The organism is Candidatus Saccharibacteria bacterium (genome assembly GCA_016700315.1).
GTDB lineage: Bacteria > Patescibacteriota > Saccharimonadia > Saccharimonadales > SZUA-47.
This window is the reverse complement of sequence record CP065013.1, coordinates 1-14013: the sequence shown is the minus strand read 5'-3', so window position 1 is coordinate 14013 and position 14013 is coordinate 1. Positions and strand designations below refer to the sequence as shown.

Genomic DNA, 14013 nt, shown 5'->3' with positions numbered 1-14013 from the left:
CTATAATGCATTTTTGTCAGAATTAAAAATGTAGCAACTGGTACTAATAGCTTCTAACTGTTTTTTTGGGTTTTGTAGCCACCAGACTGTTGCTCTAGCAGCAGTTTCGACTCGCCATTTCTTTGGTTCTTTTGATCTCGAGGTTACGACAGTCTCGTCTTTTGCGAGTATAAGGTCGTCGCCCAGGCGTGTCAAAAAACAGACTGAAACTGTTTTACTCCAAGCCCCGACCGCTCCAACATTTCGGACTAAGCCATCGCTAAACTGCAAACTTTTAGGGGCTTTGGACGATGTTGCAAGCTTCTGAATTTGGGCGAAGCTGCCAACAATCAAAGTGTTTGGGCGAACAACTAATTTGTCTGCAAAATTGTAACAATGCTCAACAGTATCTTGAGTAATACATAGTAGTCCATCATATTTGAATACAAATTTTTCAATCATGCTAGCAGTTTCACTGTTTCGACCAAAATCTCCTGCTAGCAAAACAGCATCTGCCCATTCCGTCTGTGTTAGCAGTTCAGTCAACGCGCTAGTACCAAAACTACCGCTCGGCGTACTCGGAGCAAAAAAAGCTTCGGGCAAAAACTTGCCAAATGTCTTACGGACGTGATCGGGCAGGATTACCCTCACCGCCCCTGCTCCCGCGTCTTCGGCCGCGGCGAATGCAGTGGCTGGCGCAGCAATTGCGTGAGCGTTGCCGCCGATAATCAGCAAACGGCCGGCGCCGTTACGATTCTCAGGTCTGCTCCACAAAATCTCTGGGTACAAAGGCTTGTCAGTTTGTTTTAGCCACATGTAGTCATTATTACATATTTGTTGTGTAAGATTTACACATCTTATAACATAAAAAACAATGGGAAATAAAAATATCGATATACCCGCAAATTCAGCCGTAGAATATATCTCTAAAGCTAGTGAATTATGTGACCGGTTGATGATCCTATAGGGCAAGGTAGCTTTAGCTTCATGCGGCGAAATAGACCTCGATCAAGCAATGGAGGATATTAATTTAGAAGTGGCAACTTTGGAGATTGCACTTTCGTCGATGCCGGAGTTAGTCTACACATTTGACGGCGAAGGATTCGCACCATTAGTAAATGTGTTTACCGGCAACGGCTCAACAATATATAAAAATTGCGAAGCAATCAGAGCTAGATTTTATACGCTATTTATTGCTGAAGGTGATTCGCTAACGGAGACGCCTAACTACACCGACCTCAAGGATTTTTTGAACGATATTGGCGAAGAAGATCCAGAGGAAGCAAAGGCAAAATTCCCAAATTTAAAAAAACAAATCGAAAGCTATCGCACGCCCCTTCCTGGTATGCAACTTTTTGTAGAGTTTAACGGTGTATCGAATATTACGAATGATAACCCTATTGGTGGGCCGGCTGTCAAAACTTCGCAGATAGATTATCGGACTACTATTTCCGGCGAAACTCTAAAGATTCATAATATAGATTATGAACAAATGCGAGAACCTTTAGACGAGGACGAACTAACCGAGCTGTTAGAAAAAGCCGTTTTTGATTTCGATAAGATGCTAAAAAGTAAAAAGTTTAAAGATCTGCCGTCGAAAATTCAAGACGGGATAATTGAAAAAAGATTAAACCAGATCAATGACACCATGCATCTCGAGGATTTTGACATGATATTTGAACCAAAAAGAATGTATATGCACACGGAGATTAATGGCAAAAATGCGGTATTTCAAGCAAAGTACGAACAAGAAAGCCTATTTTGTGACAGTGCTTCGCCAATTAGGGTTGATCTCTTTAAAGAAGTAGACCGTCCAGAAGGTACTTCGACGTATGACCTAGATACGGGGTTGTGCTTAGTAGTGTCTGTAGGTAATCTTGTTATTCATGGTAAGAAAATTGACATAGTTTGGCTGCCTCTTACTGATCATGAGTTCTTTCACGCGTTTCAATGTAAAAATCTCGTTTACTAGACGTTTGTTGTAGACACTTTGTAATGGTCGCCGTCTTTGGTGAGGCCGTAGATCATGTCTTTTCGTTCAATTACGATCATCCAGCCCCGTTCACGTGCTGCTTTGAAAAGGGCTTGGTTGGGATTGAAGCAAATCGGCTGGCTAACCATTTCAAACATCGGTATATCGCTGCTTGTATCCCCAACAGCGATAGAGTTAGCGGTGTCTAGGTCGAACTTATGAATCATGCCTCTTAGGATCTCATTTTTTTTGTAAGGTACAACCTCGATATTGTTGGTAATCATTCCGCCTAGCTCTCTGTATTTCACTGCCCCGAGCCAAGCATCAAAGTCTAAAGCGCGAGCGAAATTTTCGACGGCCCGAAACTCTGAGCCAGAGATTGCAATAACAAAGTAGCCTCTGGTCTTAAGGCTCTTAACGAGCTCTGATGTGTACAAGTAGCGGTTGGGTATGCTTTCGCTCACTACAGTTTGAACGGCAATGTCGTATTCGCTCGATCTGAGACCAGCCGGCATGTCGGCGAACATCATCTCGACGGCTTTTTTCATGAATGCACCAAATGTGTCGTCGCTAATTCTTTGCCTGTAATCATTCAGGAGTTTTTCGATTGCGATTGCTGTACCTATACTCACATGGCCTCTGTTAGCAAGCTCACGAACGATCAGCTGAAGCAAGCTTGAGCGGGCAATTGTTCCGTCGACGTCAAAAACAGCAAACGGCCGACTCACTTACTAAAACCCGCTTTCAAATTTTTTAGCATAAGTACATTGTAAACAGTACAGATTAGACAGTAAACAGTCATTGGTTTTCAGTAATAAAATTAGCTTGCGAAAACCTTGGTTTCGAGGTGAGTGAGGCGCTTGTCGGTTTCTTCTTGGTTCTCGCCGACGGCGTTCATAAAAGTATCAAGCTTGGTGTCGATTTCTTCAGTGGTTGCTTCAAGTCTGGTAACTTTTTGGTCCAATGATGTAACTTTTTGGTCCAATGATGTAACTTTTTGATCCAATGATGTAACTTTTTGATCAAGTCCAAAGACTTCCTCTCTAATGTCACTAGTAGACTGCGAAACAGTTGCTGCAATAAATTGCTTAAGGTCTTCAATCATTTCTTCATTAGTCATGTACTTATTCTACGCTTAAATGATTTTGTAAATCAAAGTAATTTTTACCAAATCTACATACGGTTTTGGGTTTGACCATAAGTCGTCGTGCTGGCCTGGCAGTTCCACAAAATCCCAACCTTCTTGACTCTTGACTCTTGGCTCATGGCTCATGGCTCTTGACTCTTGACTCATGGCTCTATTTCAATACTTACCGGACAATGGTCGCTGCCCATTACATCGGCATGAATGCTGGCTTTATGAACTTTGCTCTTTATTGCTTGACTGACCAGAAAATAGTCGATTCTCCAGCCGACATTCCGAGCTCGAGAGTTAGCGAAGTGACTCCACCAAGTATAGTGCCCATTACCGCTCGTAAAAATGCGAAAAGTATCGACAAAACCCTTAGCAAGCCAGTTGTCGAAGCCACTTCTTTCTTCAGCCGTGAAGCCCTTTTTGCCAATGTTTGGTTTAGGGTTTGCTAGATCGTCTTCGGTGTGGGCGACGTTCATATCACCACAATATATAACTGGTTTTTGAAGTTGTAGCTCTGCACAGTATTCGGCGATGGCTGCGTCCCATTGTTGCCGTAGTGGGATTCGAGTCAAATCGTCCTTTGAATTAGGTGTGTAGGCAGTAACAACCCAGAAGTCTTGAAACTCGGTAGCAACTACCCTGCCCTCATCGTTACTGTGGCCGTATTTGTCGGCGACTAGACTGTGACTGGCAGCAATTTGGCTTGGGATGTCATTAACTACAGAGGTAGGCTCGGTTTTGGAGAAGATAGCTGTGCCACTGTAGCCCTTTTTGGTCCGGCTAGAATTCCAAAACTCATGGTATTGAGGCAAGTCTATTTCGGCCTGGGCTTGTTCGGCCTTGGTCTCCTGTAGACAAAGTATGTCTGGATCGTGCGCATCGATAAACTTTTGAAACTCGCCTTTACGTACGACTGCACGGATACCATTTACGTTCCAAGAGTATATCTTCATGAGTGTATATTAGTTTAAGTTTAAAGGTCAGGCAAATCTATACCAACAACTTCTGATAGAGGCAGCAAATACTCTGGTAGCTGGTTAATAGGACGGATAAATAGCGCTTCAGCTCCGTCGACAACCCTAACGGTGAACGAAGAATGATTATCTAGTAAGAAAGACGACACACCTCTATACAAATCTAAATATATGCGTGCGGCAAAATCTACTGGCTTTGCGAGGCAGGCAAGGTACATATATAATTTCATGAAATCACTACTTGTACTATTGGGGTAGTTCGCGAAGATGTCCCGAACGGAAAATAAGTCGGGTATGTCTTGTATGAGCGCATCATCGATGCGCTCACGGTAAGGGTTGTATTTTAACTCACTGCAAAAATCTATAGGCACTACACTATCGGCAGCAATAAAATCTGGGGTGTCCTTAAATGTGTCGGAGATCTGATAAGCGAGCCTAGAGTGATTAGCGATATGTTGCTCGTCGACAGTTAGCACTTCAGTCACGACAGCCACCCCTACGTACGAGCCGAAAAAATACTGATCTTGTTGTTTCGTAAAGCCGCCATCTTGCCACAGCTCTGGCTCAAAAAATGCTACTGGCGCCAAGGGTGACAAAAATGTCTTGGCTAGTTTCTGCAAATCTAGTCTGTATTTTTCGGGGTCAACCGGCTGTTCGCTTAAAAATTTCTGGCTGAACTGGCGGAGCGCTTCGATACCTTCACTGCCAAACATTAGTTAATAGTATACGAGTATTTATTTTCTGACAATTTTCGTGGTAGGATATGGATAATGTATAAGAGAGTACTGCTTAAGGTGTCGGGTGAACAGTTGGCGGGTGAGTTTGATGGTGGTCTCGACCCCAAAAAAGGTCACTGGCTGGCCAAAGAAGTTCGTAAGGTGCTTGACGAAGACTGCCAGGTAATAATTATGGTTGGCGGCGGCAACTATCTGCGTGGGGCTCAAATTGCCGGCCACGGGATCAAGCGCGTTACGGCTGACCAAATGGGTATGTTGGCGACAATGATGAATGCCCTAGCTCTTACTGATCTGTTTGAAGATGCCGGTATCAGCACCAGATGTTTGAGTACTATCTTCGCTCAGCAACTAGCCGAGCCTTTCGTGCATCGCTTGGCTGAGAAGCACCTTAAACGTGGAAGAGTAGTAATTGTGGCTGGCGGTTCGGGTCGTCCTTACGTAACTACAGATACGGCAGCAGTTATTTTGGCACTCGAGCTAAACTGCGACGCCGTGCTCAAATCTACCAAAGTTGACGGAGTTTATGACCGAGATCCGACCAAGTTTAAAGACGCCAAGCGCTACGACAAGCTAAGCTTTCAGGAAGCTGTCGAGAACGAGGAAATAAAGGTCATGGACAAGGCTGCAATGGGGTTAGCTATGGAGCAGCATAAGCCAATAGTTATTTTTGAGCTTGATAAGCCAGGTAATATCGCCAGGGTTGTTCGTCAAGAAAATGTTGGTACGCTGATAAAATGAGCGAGCGCCATGAAAATTGGGTGGATGATACAATTCGAAAAATTTTTGAAGAAAACTCTGCCCCAAATAGCACGCTTTATTCAGACTGCATCAGAGAGAACGAAATTACTCGAAACACAACACCCTATGATCAAGAATCCGATGGAAGTTCCGCGCAGTCTACTGGTCGTATAAAAAAGAAGGAAATAAGCAAAATCATTGGTATATCTGTAATACGGGGATTTGAAACACTAGGCAAAGCATGCGGTAGGTTGACCTTCATGATTAATCCTATGGTTCCGACATATGATTTTATTGATATTCCACCAAGTATGGCTAGATCGGTAGGCCGAGCGACGATAGGAATTGGGTTGTTTGCCATTAATCAATTAATAGAAACCAAGACAGGCTATAATCCAGTACTGGATACTGGCAGAGTAGTCTATAGTGGTCATCTATAGAAATTAGACATTTTCTTTGACATATCAAATCATTATGTTATTATATTGTCATGAATGAACTCAGACCTTCCCCGGATGATAAGCCGAATAATCTGAGCGCTGCTAAGCGCGACCGAGCAATATTGGCTGTATTGGCAACCGGCGGAGCGCTTATGACGACCCAGGTAATTGTAGAACAGTATACGGGTGTCTCTGTTGCAGAAAAGGTTGGCCGGATTGCAATTGGGCTGTTAAATATCTTTACAAGAATTTAGTAATGACGCTCAATATCGCGCTTTTTTATGGTCTCACGCTTGTCGTAGGCTTTTTTGCCGCGGCCAATCGCGATTCTGAGCTTGATAAAACGAGTTTTAGTCAGGATTTCGGTAGGAACGATGGTTTTGCCCTGTTGCTTGGCGGCGATTAATGCATCGATTTCCCTCTTTTTGGCTAAAAGTTTTCGCGCTCTAGTTTTATCTGACTCCTCAATGGCAATGCCGTTGGTGCCATGGATTTGAGCGTTGATTAGCCACAGTTCCCCATCTTTAATCGTCACATAAGCACCCTGCAGTTGTCCCCGCCCGAGCCTTAATGCTTTTGTTTCACGGCCGTTGAGAGCTAGACCACAAGTAAAATTATCGCCCAATTCATAATCAAACCGTGCTCGTCGGTTTTGAATCTTACTACTTGCTGGCCTCTTTTTATTCATAATACTAGTGTATAATAATGTAGTAGGATTGACAATAACAAAAACAATGGTAAAGTAAAAGTATGAAAAATAAATTCAACTCTGCTTATCTATCTTCCTTAACAAACGGGCCGGGAGATTTCTTGCCATCTTCAGTCGATATATTAGCAAACGGTATAAAAAGGGCCGAAATAAATGGTCTCGAAGGGGAAACGATCGAGTATGTCAGGTTTGCGCCGGACTCATCCGCTAAAGCCCAACAAAAGCCCAGTATCTATATACCGGGTTTTACTGAAGGTATAACAGCCAAAGCACCCTTCGGAATGGCGATGCTTGAGCTTGGCAACGATATAATTATCCCCGACCAAAATAGAAGTGCTAAGCCCGATAAAAAGGAAGCCGCAAAGACCCAGGCCATAAACTATCTAGCCGTACTTGATGCTGAGGGACTGACACATGAGCCTATTAATGCTGTTGCGCACAGTTATGGGAGTTATATACTCGCAGAAATGGTTAAAATAGCCAAAGAACGAGGCTGGACTTGCTTTGATGAGGCTAAAGTAGCTCTTCTGGCTCCAGGTGGCAGTTACCCCGATGAGGCTATGTTTAGTAAACTCGGCGTACGCTTCGCCAAAGAGATGCTGTTTGAGCTAAGCAAAAAAACAAAAAAAGCTCTACCTGATGTCAGCAAACAAATGGATAAAGCTGGAAAAAAGAATTTAACCAAAAACATCGGTCGAACTTGGGCGGAAGCTCGCCAGTTGGCAACACAGATGATTAGATTTGAGGGCGATGGTGAGCCCAGGAGCCTAGGTCGTTATGTCGGAGAAATTGGTTTGTTTGGGTATACCGATGATAAACTCTTTTCTCACAAACAGCTAGAGAGGGCAGCACAGCAGCTAATGGATAATAATGGATCTTATGCCTCACCCGTACAGTTCCTGGAAGTAGTAGATCAAGACGGAAATACTAGAGTGGTTAAGAACAATAATCCGCAAACTCACAACGACGAACAATGGAACCCGAGACGTGTAGCTGGAGCTATAAACGAATTTTTCAGCTCCTAATTGACTAACTTCAGTATATCGTCTATTACTTTGGGGTCGCCTTCGAGCTCGCGCTGACGCCACCATTCTCCACCCCAGAGATCTATTGGGTATAATCGCATTAGTTTGGCGATATGAATATTGCGTCTAATCTGTTTTGTATTCATTGAGCGGTCTTGTTCATTATGATCCATCTCCCATATGGCTCGTGGACCCCAAGGCTCACACTGAAGTTCGTGGATAAAACTCTTGCGCCGCCCGAACGTTGTCAGTTTGTACAGTAAGGCTCTTAGGCGGTAGATAAGCGGGCTCTGTTCGGTCCCTCCGTAAGACTGTTTAGAGCTGTCAAAGACTATGTTGTAAACAGAGAAACCAAGTATTTTCGGGCGAGGGCGCCGGATTGGAATCCCCCACGATGTTGATGTAGTCATGATAATTGGCCTATCAGGGTCTAGCGAGTGGACAAGTGCATACTCTGCCCTCAGGCGACTTCGACTTACTTCGCTACGCAAGCCGAAGGATTCAAGCAACGCCTCGTTTTCTAGTTGATAAGAAACTATACAAGAACGATTTTTGTAGCGTTGGACTACTTGAGTGATAAAGTCACCAAGTGCGTCACTGCGTTCTTGGAAGCTAGCTGCCCAAGCCCAGTCTGGCCAATGGTTTTCTGGCCAGCGGGGTTGCCTAGCGCCAAGACAGAGGGTAATCACGCCGCCGGCCTTCTCTACCAAGTCAATTTGCCAGTCTAGCTGACTAAAATCTTGCTCTGCTTGAGCTTTTTCAAGCTCGTCCCAATAGCTCATCAGTCGAAATCGCCTGAAGCCCTTTTCTATGAGCCAAGCTAGAGTTTCTTTCGGGTTTTGATTGAAGTTCCGACATTGCTTGATCGAAAAACTAACCCCCCAGTTATCAGGATTAACAACGCTTTTTTTATTCACAACCTAAGCCTAAAGGCGTTCAAGTGGTATCCCGGTTTTAGCTGAAACCTTTCTAGCCCATTCGAGCAATCTATCAAACTGCCTGTCCTTGAATGTCTGCTCTGTTTCGTTGTCATCTAATCTCTTGACAAAAGCATCTATCGTCTTGACTAGTTTATCCATACTTTCACGGTTGGCTGTGTTTTCAAGTTTGGCATTTACTTCTAGCCTAAAGTCCTCAATGTATTTGAAAAGTTTAGTGAATTGTTCATCTTGCATGAATTAATTATACTCCCTAAGCAAAATATAAAGAAGCTCCGGCTGGACAAAAGCACCCATAGCAACCAGACAATTGAATTGTAGGATTATTGAAATAAATACCCGCTCATTTTCCCCCACCAGATCACTTTTTCAAGATATTACTGAAGCTAGGAATTCATTCCCCCTTCTGAGAACTCGTGAGGAATTGAATGTTAAAAAGACAATTAGAGCGAGTGACGTGTTTGAAGCCAATGTAATCATTGGCAAGTTGTCAGAGCATTGTCCTTTTTAACAATGAAAGCTTCAAGAGTTCGAAGCTGGGGTCGTTTCTTTTGGTTACTTTTCTGTCGACATAAGAAAAGTAACTAGGGCAGCCAGCAGTAAGCTGGCGCCTAAACAGAATCTTATCTATACTTTGCTAGTTCGTCTTTGGCGGTGTCCCAGAGTTTTGGTTCGGCACGCTTAACTTTCATGTAATACCACCATTCTGGCCCCCAGAGGTAAATGTCTTTCATACCAGTAGCAACGCCGTATTTGATTCGGTCGCGCAGGCGCTCAGGGCTTAGCGATTTGTCTAGTTCCTCGGTAGTGGCTGTTTTCATGTCAAAGCCTTCCGGTAGCCAACTTTCTGTTTGAAGTTCATGCAAAACCATGCTTTTTCCAGTAAACAGTTCCCCGCCCCCGGCAAGGCTAGCGTAAAACCAAGCTGGCAATGGGTATTCAAAATAGCGTTTTGTAATTGTCTTGTCCCAGACGCGCTTGTAAACCGAAATACCGAATTGGTCTGGGCGTGGATCACCAAGTGGTAAGCCGACCCAGTTGTTGCTGCGGCTGACGATTATTGGGTGAGTTGAATCGAGGCTTTTGATCATGTTGAATTCATCTGTTAGACGATCGCGTGAGAAGTCTGGGCAGATGCCAAAAACATTCATAAAGAACTCGTTTTCTAGCTGGTAACTTTCGAGTGTCGGGTTGTTACGATATCGCTCAACGACCTTAGTTATAAAAGTTTTTAGCTTCGGTACCCAAATTGGCTTGTCCGCCCCGCCAATCCACTCCGGTGCATGGCATTCCGGCCAGCGTGGTTGTCTGAGCCCGATCGCCAAAGACACTTTGCCACCAGCTTTGGCGACTTTTTCGAATTGCCAGTCTAGTTCGCTAAAATCGAACTTGCCTTCTTCGGGCTCGATGTTTTTCCAATAACTAACTAAGCGGAACTGTTTTATGCCAAGATCATTAATCATGGCATCCATCGTTTCTTTGGGGTCAAGCTCAAAATGGCGAGCATAATCCGGGATAAAAGTAGCGCCAATTCGCAGTGGCTCATTACGATGCTTCCAAATATACCACTGAGCAACGCCGTACATCACGCCGAACCATGCAAAAACTACTAGCAGCAACGACACGAGGACACGCTTGAGCTTTGACAGTTCTTGCCAGGGCTTAATTACTCCTAAAATTTTAGCTTGGTGGCTAGCCCGTTTTATATTTGTTTTAGATAGTCTTTTTTTCATAAGGTTTAATAGCTATAAATAGCAGCATCAGTACATGTTAGTCTTTAGTAATCTTAACCGTAAACACCAAAAACTCAAATCGCTTATGCAAATGCTGGGCTCAGTATGGTTCTTGTAGACAAATTTTGAATTCTTATAACTGCTCTAGCGCTTGTTGGGCTAAAATCATCGGGAAGTGTCTCGCCAAAGCTATGCCACCGCGCAGCACTATAAATGCTACTATCAAAGGACGGAGTGTCGCGTTCGTCGGAGACTGCTATAAATGATTTGATAATTTTTGGCCTGACACGATTTTTTTCATCCATATCATGGCGGGGTTTGACGACAACAACTTCTGATAAAACGCAAATACTCATACCAACGATTCTTTTAAAACATCTAGTATTTCTTCAATTCGATCGCTACACTCAAACATAGCAAGTGGTAATTCCCACTGTTTATGGCCGTAAGATTTTTGCATTATCAAAAACTGATTATCGGGGCTAAGTATTAGGGTTGCATCTCCACAATTGGGAAGTTCGGGACAGTTCTCATATAGCATTTATAACATAAAATACGACAAATAAAAATCATGTTATAGTTTATTGTAATGACCATAAGCATTGTCGTGCCAGTTCACAACGACGCGGAGCATCTTAAGTGTTGTTTAGATTCTATATCCGCGCAGTCTAGTTCGCCTGATGAGGTCATCGTCGTTGACAACAATTGTAGCGACGATTCCGTGAAAGTGGCTGGAGGGTATGGCTTCGTTACCCTACTTAAAGAACCTAAGCAGGGAGTGGTTTTTGCCCGCAATCGCGGCTTTAATGCAGCTAGTGGGGACGTAGTCGCAAGGATTGATGCGGATACGATTTTGCCGCCAGATTGGCTCGCTAAGGGTTACACGACATTTTGAGGCCTCCGAAAACCCCATTTCTGGCAGTAGTTACTTTTACGATCTTGGGAAGTTTGGTGTATTTAGTGGCTGGTTGCAGGCCCGTGTACCGTTTGCGATTAATCGACTCTTGCTAGGACAGCCAATAATGTGGGGCAGCAACTGTGCTTTCTTGAGATCTGACTGGCTAAAAGTAGCTGGACGCACAAGTGCTCGCACCAACATCCATGAAGATATCGATTTAACAATCTTATTTGGAAGGTTGGGTCGAAGGACTGTATTTGATTACGGACTAAAGGTTGGCATTGACTCAAGGCTACTTAGCGACAGTCGGCGCGGTCGTGATCAACAAATGAAATACCTGAAGATGTGGCCTCGTACACTCAGTAATCGCCGATTAAAAACCGCTTGGCTAGGCTGGGTCGGCGTTTACGTAGTTTATTTGTCGTATGTTCCGCTACTAATTATGTACAAGTTAATTGGTCTTTTTGATAAAGATAGGCCTAGTTAAAATGTATATTTATAGGTGTTGTTATGTCGAGCTAGGGTTAGTTGCGGAAAGTAGTGCTGGGGCTCAAGTCGTTTTCGTTGACGTCGCAGCCGCTCCAGAGGCCGCGGTTGTTCTGACGAGCCTCGCGCTCGGCTGTTAGAAATTCTTGTTGTTTGTCAAAAGGAAAACTGACGTAGGCAAAGCCGTAGCCATCCTCGATTAGTTTGCGATTTAATAATGTGCCATCTTCGGTAAAGACATAGCGTAGCAACCGGTCATATCGGTCGCGGTTATTGCTCTGTTGGTCGCTCTCAAGTCTCACTACTTTGCCGTCAACTAGGTCTTTGGTGAATTTGGCGGCAGCCAGACCGAAACACTGAACCGGTTTTTCCGGGTGGTGTGTCTCTGGGGTGTCGACGCCGATCATTCTGATTCGCTCCTGCGAGCCGTTCATTTCTACTACGATTGTATCACCGTCTACGACCTCAATTACTCGGTAGTAGCCGACGGGAACCGGCTTTTTGGCAAATGGGTTTTTGATTGTAATATGAATGGCTCTGAAGTTGACCGGATTGACGCGCCAGGCATAGTAGCCTAGTCCACCCAAGATTGCAAAAAGCACAAAAAATAACCAAAACGCCCTACGGTTTACTCGCTTTGTCTCTTCGAAGTTTTGAATTGAGCTCATATATGCGACAGCATAACACGGATTGACTCGGCGTTAACATGTTGGCCGTCTATGATCACAAACTCTTCGTTCGCAGGTAACGGTGCTTCAAAAACACCAGCTATACGATCGAACATGCTTTCTGGGCTTTCGTCTTGGGGAGTTAAGTCTGGTTGGGGTTCGTGCTGTACGCGGCGTTTCTTGGCCAGTTCTTTGGGGGTTTGTACCCAAATCAGTATCGTTTTGAGGTTAAACTTACTGGCTAGGGTGTATTTCTCAATACGATGTTCTAGCCGGTTGAGGTTCGCGTCATAAATGACACTTTTACCTTCTGCAAGCAGCTTCTCAACCTTTTTGTCGATGTGTTGGTACAGCTCAGTGTGCTCATCTTGGGTGAAGTTAGACTTCTTGAAAAGTTTGCGCCTTTCGTCATCTGAGGATATGTGTACCGCATGAGTCTGCTTTGCTATTTCGCTAGCAGCGGTAGTTTTGCCCGCACCGGGTAGACCGAGCATTAGAAATAGAGTTTGCATATCTTAAGTCTACTTTAATATTGACAGTTATAGTTATAAAATGTTATAATAATACATTATGGCTTATGCATTCATTGCCTCCTTTTTGTAGTCATTCATTACTTCAGTTGCTGTTTTAAATCCTAGTATTTGCCTCGGAACCGTATTAATCCAGTTTTCAATGTAAGCTATATCTTTGTACGTAAACCTCGCTATGTTACAACCTTTTGGTACAAATCTTCGAATAAGCCTATTAGCGTTCTCAACACCACCTTTCTCCCATGAGTGGTAGGGTTGGCAGAAATATATTGGCGCGTTCAATGATTTACTTAGGTCCAAGTGTCTTCTGAACGCTATGTCGTTGTCTAGTGTCAGGCTCTTGAACGGTCCTAGTTTACTCACGGCTTCTGCTAACGTATCTTCAACTTGTTTTGCTGTTCTGGCACTGATCTTTCGGATGTAGGTATATCTACTAACCCTTTCGTGAAGTACCAGGAGTGATGTCTTTGGATACTTCTTGCCTCCAACTATGAAATCTCCTTCCCAGTGACCATACTGAGCTCTCACGTTAGCTGCCTGCGGACGCTTATCTATGAAGATACGGTCTCCTAGGGTAGTTATTTTACGTTGACTCTTCCTGGTGCGCTTATTTTTGGCTAGGCTTAGCTCGTATTCTAGCTGTCTACCATGAGGACTGCGAATGTATTTGTAGATAGTAGGTGCAGATACGGGCTCGAACCCAGCTTGTAGGCTAGTCTTCCGGCTATCTGTTCTGGTGACCAAGCAAGACGTAAGTGTGTGTCGATATATTCCCGAAGTTTCATATCCTGAATTATACGCATTGCTTGGTACTTTGCGTACTTACGACGCACATAAGATTTGTGATGAGCTTTCTTACCTGAATAAACTCCACGCACTGAGTTGATGCGTATCTCCCTGGATATGCTACTTGGGCTTCTGCCTAGTTCCACTGCAATTTCACGAACTGAATATTTTTTTCGAAACAAGATACCAATTTCTAAACGCTCATACCTTGTTATATGTTCATACTTCTTCATAACCAAGCATACTAGCAAAAGAAGTAGGTGTT

22 protein-coding genes are annotated in these 14013 nt (G+C 43.9%); 7 read left to right on the top strand and 15 right to left on the bottom strand.

Annotation, left to right across the window (positions count from 1 at the left end; all coding sequences use genetic code 11):
- The gene (locus IPO96_00110; GenBank protein QQS64953.1) at positions 1–795 is read right to left on the bottom strand and encodes a hypothetical protein; all 795 of its coding nucleotides are present in this window, start codon (positions 793–795) and stop codon (positions 1–3) included.
- Positions 796–994: 199 nt separating this feature from the next.
- On the opposite strand from IPO96_00110, the gene IPO96_00105 reads away from it, so the two are divergent.
- The gene (locus tag IPO96_00105; protein ID QQS64952.1) at positions 995–1951 is read left to right on the top strand and encodes a hypothetical protein; all 957 of its coding nucleotides are present in this window, start codon (positions 995–997) and stop codon (positions 1949–1951) included.
- Here the strand turns inward: IPO96_00105 and IPO96_00100 are convergent.
- From IPO96_00100 to IPO96_00080, 5 genes are all read right to left on the bottom strand, one after another.
- A complete protein-coding gene (locus IPO96_00100) occupies positions 1948–2679 on the bottom strand; it encodes an HAD family phosphatase (protein ID QQS64951.1) in 732 nt (243 codons plus the stop codon). The genes IPO96_00105 and IPO96_00100 overlap by 4 nt on opposite strands.
- Positions 2680–2771: 92 nt before the next feature.
- The gene (locus IPO96_00095; protein ID QQS64950.1) at positions 2772–3071 is read right to left on the bottom strand and encodes a hypothetical protein; all 300 of its coding nucleotides are present in this window, start codon (positions 3069–3071) and stop codon (positions 2772–2774) included.
- 15 nt (positions 3072–3086) lie between these two features.
- The gene (locus IPO96_00090; protein ID QQS64949.1) at positions 3087–3245 is read right to left on the bottom strand and encodes a hypothetical protein; all 159 of its coding nucleotides are present in this window, start codon (positions 3243–3245) and stop codon (positions 3087–3089) included.
- On the bottom strand, positions 3242–4039 hold the full coding sequence (gene xth / locus IPO96_00085) for an exodeoxyribonuclease III (protein QQS64948.1): 798 nt from the start codon (positions 4037–4039) through the stop codon (positions 3242–3244). The genes IPO96_00090 and xth overlap by 4 nt, the downstream gene beginning before the upstream one ends.
- Before the next feature lie 20 nt (positions 4040–4059).
- A complete protein-coding gene (locus IPO96_00080) occupies positions 4060–4773 on the bottom strand; it encodes a hypothetical protein (protein ID QQS64947.1) in 714 nt (237 codons plus the stop codon).
- A gap of 57 nt (positions 4774–4830) precedes the next feature.
- On the opposite strand from IPO96_00080, the gene IPO96_00075 reads away from it, so the two are divergent.
- Genes IPO96_00075 through IPO96_00065 form a run of 3 tightly spaced genes read left to right on the top strand, consistent with a single transcriptional unit; the run spans position 4831 to position 6229 of the window.
- On the top strand, positions 4831–5535 hold the full coding sequence (locus IPO96_00075) for a UMP kinase (GenBank protein ID QQS64946.1): 705 nt from the start codon (positions 4831–4833) through the stop codon (positions 5533–5535).
- Entirely contained in the window at positions 5532–5975 is a 444-nt protein-coding gene (locus IPO96_00070) for a hypothetical protein (GenBank protein ID QQS64945.1), read from the top strand. The genes IPO96_00075 and IPO96_00070 overlap by 4 nt, the downstream gene beginning before the upstream one ends.
- Before the next feature lie 50 nt (positions 5976–6025).
- Positions 6026–6229, top strand: a complete 204-nt coding sequence (locus IPO96_00065) for a hypothetical protein (protein QQS64944.1) — start codon at positions 6026–6028, stop codon at positions 6227–6229.
- On the opposite strand, the gene smpB is transcribed toward IPO96_00065, so the two are convergent.
- Positions 6226–6663 carry an SsrA-binding protein SmpB gene (gene smpB, locus IPO96_00060; protein QQS64943.1) on the bottom strand — a complete coding sequence of 146 codons (438 nt, stop codon included), beginning with the start codon at positions 6661–6663 and terminating at the stop codon, positions 6226–6228. The two genes, IPO96_00065 and smpB, sit on opposite strands and share 4 nt — an antisense overlap.
- A gap of 62 nt (positions 6664–6725) precedes the next feature.
- Between smpB and IPO96_00055 the strand changes: the two genes are divergently transcribed.
- On the top strand, positions 6726–7709 hold the full coding sequence (locus IPO96_00055; protein QQS64942.1) for a hypothetical protein: 984 nt from the start codon (positions 6726–6728) through the stop codon (positions 7707–7709).
- Here IPO96_00055 and IPO96_00050 read toward each other — a convergent pair.
- The 4 genes from IPO96_00050 to IPO96_00035 form a co-directional block, all read right to left on the bottom strand.
- Entirely contained in the window at positions 7706–8626 is a 921-nt protein-coding gene (locus tag IPO96_00050; GenBank protein ID QQS64941.1) for a hypothetical protein, read from the bottom strand. The two genes, IPO96_00055 and IPO96_00050, sit on opposite strands and share 4 nt — an antisense overlap.
- Before the next feature lie 9 nt (positions 8627–8635).
- A complete protein-coding gene (locus IPO96_00045; GenBank protein ID QQS64940.1) occupies positions 8636–8884 on the bottom strand; it encodes a hypothetical protein in 249 nt (82 codons plus the stop codon).
- A gap of 386 nt (positions 8885–9270) precedes the next feature.
- Complete coding sequence (locus IPO96_00040; GenBank protein ID QQS64939.1) at positions 9271–10380, bottom strand: beta-galactosidase; 1110 nt, start codon at positions 10378–10380, stop codon at positions 9271–9273.
- An 83-nt stretch (positions 10381–10463) separates the two neighbouring features.
- A complete protein-coding gene (locus tag IPO96_00035) occupies positions 10464–10736 on the bottom strand; it encodes a hypothetical protein (protein ID QQS64938.1) in 273 nt (90 codons plus the stop codon).
- Positions 10737–10969: 233 nt separating this feature from the next.
- Between IPO96_00035 and IPO96_00030 the strand changes: the two genes are divergently transcribed.
- Entirely contained in the window at positions 10970–11275 is a 306-nt protein-coding gene (locus IPO96_00030; GenBank protein QQS64937.1) for a glycosyltransferase family 2 protein, read from the top strand.
- Complete coding sequence (locus tag IPO96_00025) at positions 11220–11765, top strand: hypothetical protein (GenBank protein QQS64936.1); 546 nt, start codon at positions 11220–11222, stop codon at positions 11763–11765. The genes IPO96_00030 and IPO96_00025 overlap by 56 nt, the downstream gene beginning before the upstream one ends.
- A gap of 37 nt (positions 11766–11802) precedes the next feature.
- Here IPO96_00025 and IPO96_00020 read toward each other — a convergent pair whose 3' ends face one another.
- From IPO96_00020 to IPO96_00005, 4 genes are all read right to left on the bottom strand, one after another.
- Positions 11803–12432 (bottom strand): thermonuclease family protein, encoded by a 630-nt coding sequence (locus tag IPO96_00020; GenBank protein ID QQS64935.1) that lies wholly within the window; start codon positions 12430–12432, stop codon positions 11803–11805.
- On the bottom strand, positions 12429–12944 hold the full coding sequence (locus IPO96_00015; GenBank protein ID QQS64934.1) for an ATP-binding protein: 516 nt from the start codon (positions 12942–12944) through the stop codon (positions 12429–12431). Before IPO96_00015 ends, IPO96_00020 begins: the two co-directional genes overlap by 4 nt.
- Positions 12945–13007: 63 nt before the next feature.
- Positions 13008–13706: an IS30 family transposase gene (locus tag IPO96_00010; GenBank protein QQS64933.1), complete on the bottom strand. Its 699-nt coding sequence runs from the start codon at positions 13704–13706 to the stop codon at positions 13008–13010.
- Positions 13598–13981 (bottom strand): IS30 family transposase, encoded by a 384-nt coding sequence (locus IPO96_00005; protein ID QQS64932.1) that lies wholly within the window; start codon positions 13979–13981, stop codon positions 13598–13600. Before IPO96_00005 ends, IPO96_00010 begins: the two co-directional genes overlap by 109 nt.
- Positions 13982–14013: the final 32 nt, after the last annotated feature.

Coding starts and splice junctions, on each gene's coding strand:
- IPO96_00110 (QQS64953.1), bottom strand. CDS start 795: ATGTGGCTAAAACAAACTGACAAGCCTTTGTACCCAGAGATTTTGTGG.
- IPO96_00105 (QQS64952.1), top strand. CDS start 995: ATGGAGGATATTAATTTAGAAGTGGCAACTTTGGAGATTGCACTTTCG.
- IPO96_00095 (QQS64950.1), bottom strand. CDS start 3,071: ATGACTAATGAAGAAATGATTGAAGACCTTAAGCAATTTATTGCAGCA.
- IPO96_00090 (QQS64949.1), bottom strand. CDS start 3,245: ATGAGTCAAGAGTCAAGAGCCATGAGCCATGAGCCAAGAGTCAAGAGT.
- xth (QQS64948.1), bottom strand. CDS start 4,039: ATGAAGATATACTCTTGGAACGTAAATGGTATCCGTGCAGTCGTACGT.
- IPO96_00080 (QQS64947.1), bottom strand. CDS start 4,773: ATGTTTGGCAGTGAAGGTATCGAAGCGCTCCGCCAGTTCAGCCAGAAA.
- IPO96_00075 (QQS64946.1), top strand. CDS start 4,831: ATGTATAAGAGAGTACTGCTTAAGGTGTCGGGTGAACAGTTGGCGGGT.
- IPO96_00070 (QQS64945.1), top strand. CDS start 5,532: ATGAGCGAGCGCCATGAAAATTGGGTGGATGATACAATTCGAAAAATT.
- IPO96_00065 (QQS64944.1), top strand. CDS start 6,026: ATGAATGAACTCAGACCTTCCCCGGATGATAAGCCGAATAATCTGAGC.
- smpB (QQS64943.1), bottom strand. CDS start 6,663: ATGAATAAAAAGAGGCCAGCAAGTAGTAAGATTCAAAACCGACGAGCA.
- IPO96_00055 (QQS64942.1), top strand. CDS start 6,726: ATGAAAAATAAATTCAACTCTGCTTATCTATCTTCCTTAACAAACGGG.
- IPO96_00045 (QQS64940.1), bottom strand. CDS start 8,884: ATGCAAGATGAACAATTCACTAAACTTTTCAAATACATTGAGGACTTT.
- IPO96_00040 (QQS64939.1), bottom strand. CDS start 10,380: ATGAAAAAAAGACTATCTAAAACAAATATAAAACGGGCTAGCCACCAA.
- IPO96_00035 (QQS64938.1), bottom strand. CDS start 10,736: ATGAGTATTTGCGTTTTATCAGAAGTTGTTGTCGTCAAACCCCGCCAT.
- IPO96_00030 (QQS64937.1), top strand. CDS start 10,970: ATGACCATAAGCATTGTCGTGCCAGTTCACAACGACGCGGAGCATCTT.
- IPO96_00025 (QQS64936.1), top strand. CDS start 11,220: ATGCGGATACGATTTTGCCGCCAGATTGGCTCGCTAAGGGTTACACGA.
- IPO96_00020 (QQS64935.1), bottom strand. CDS start 12,432: ATGAGCTCAATTCAAAACTTCGAAGAGACAAAGCGAGTAAACCGTAGG.
- IPO96_00015 (QQS64934.1), bottom strand. CDS start 12,944: ATGCAAACTCTATTTCTAATGCTCGGTCTACCCGGTGCGGGCAAAACT.
- IPO96_00005 (QQS64932.1), bottom strand. CDS start 13,981: ATGAAGAAGTATGAACATATAACAAGGTATGAGCGTTTAGAAATTGGT.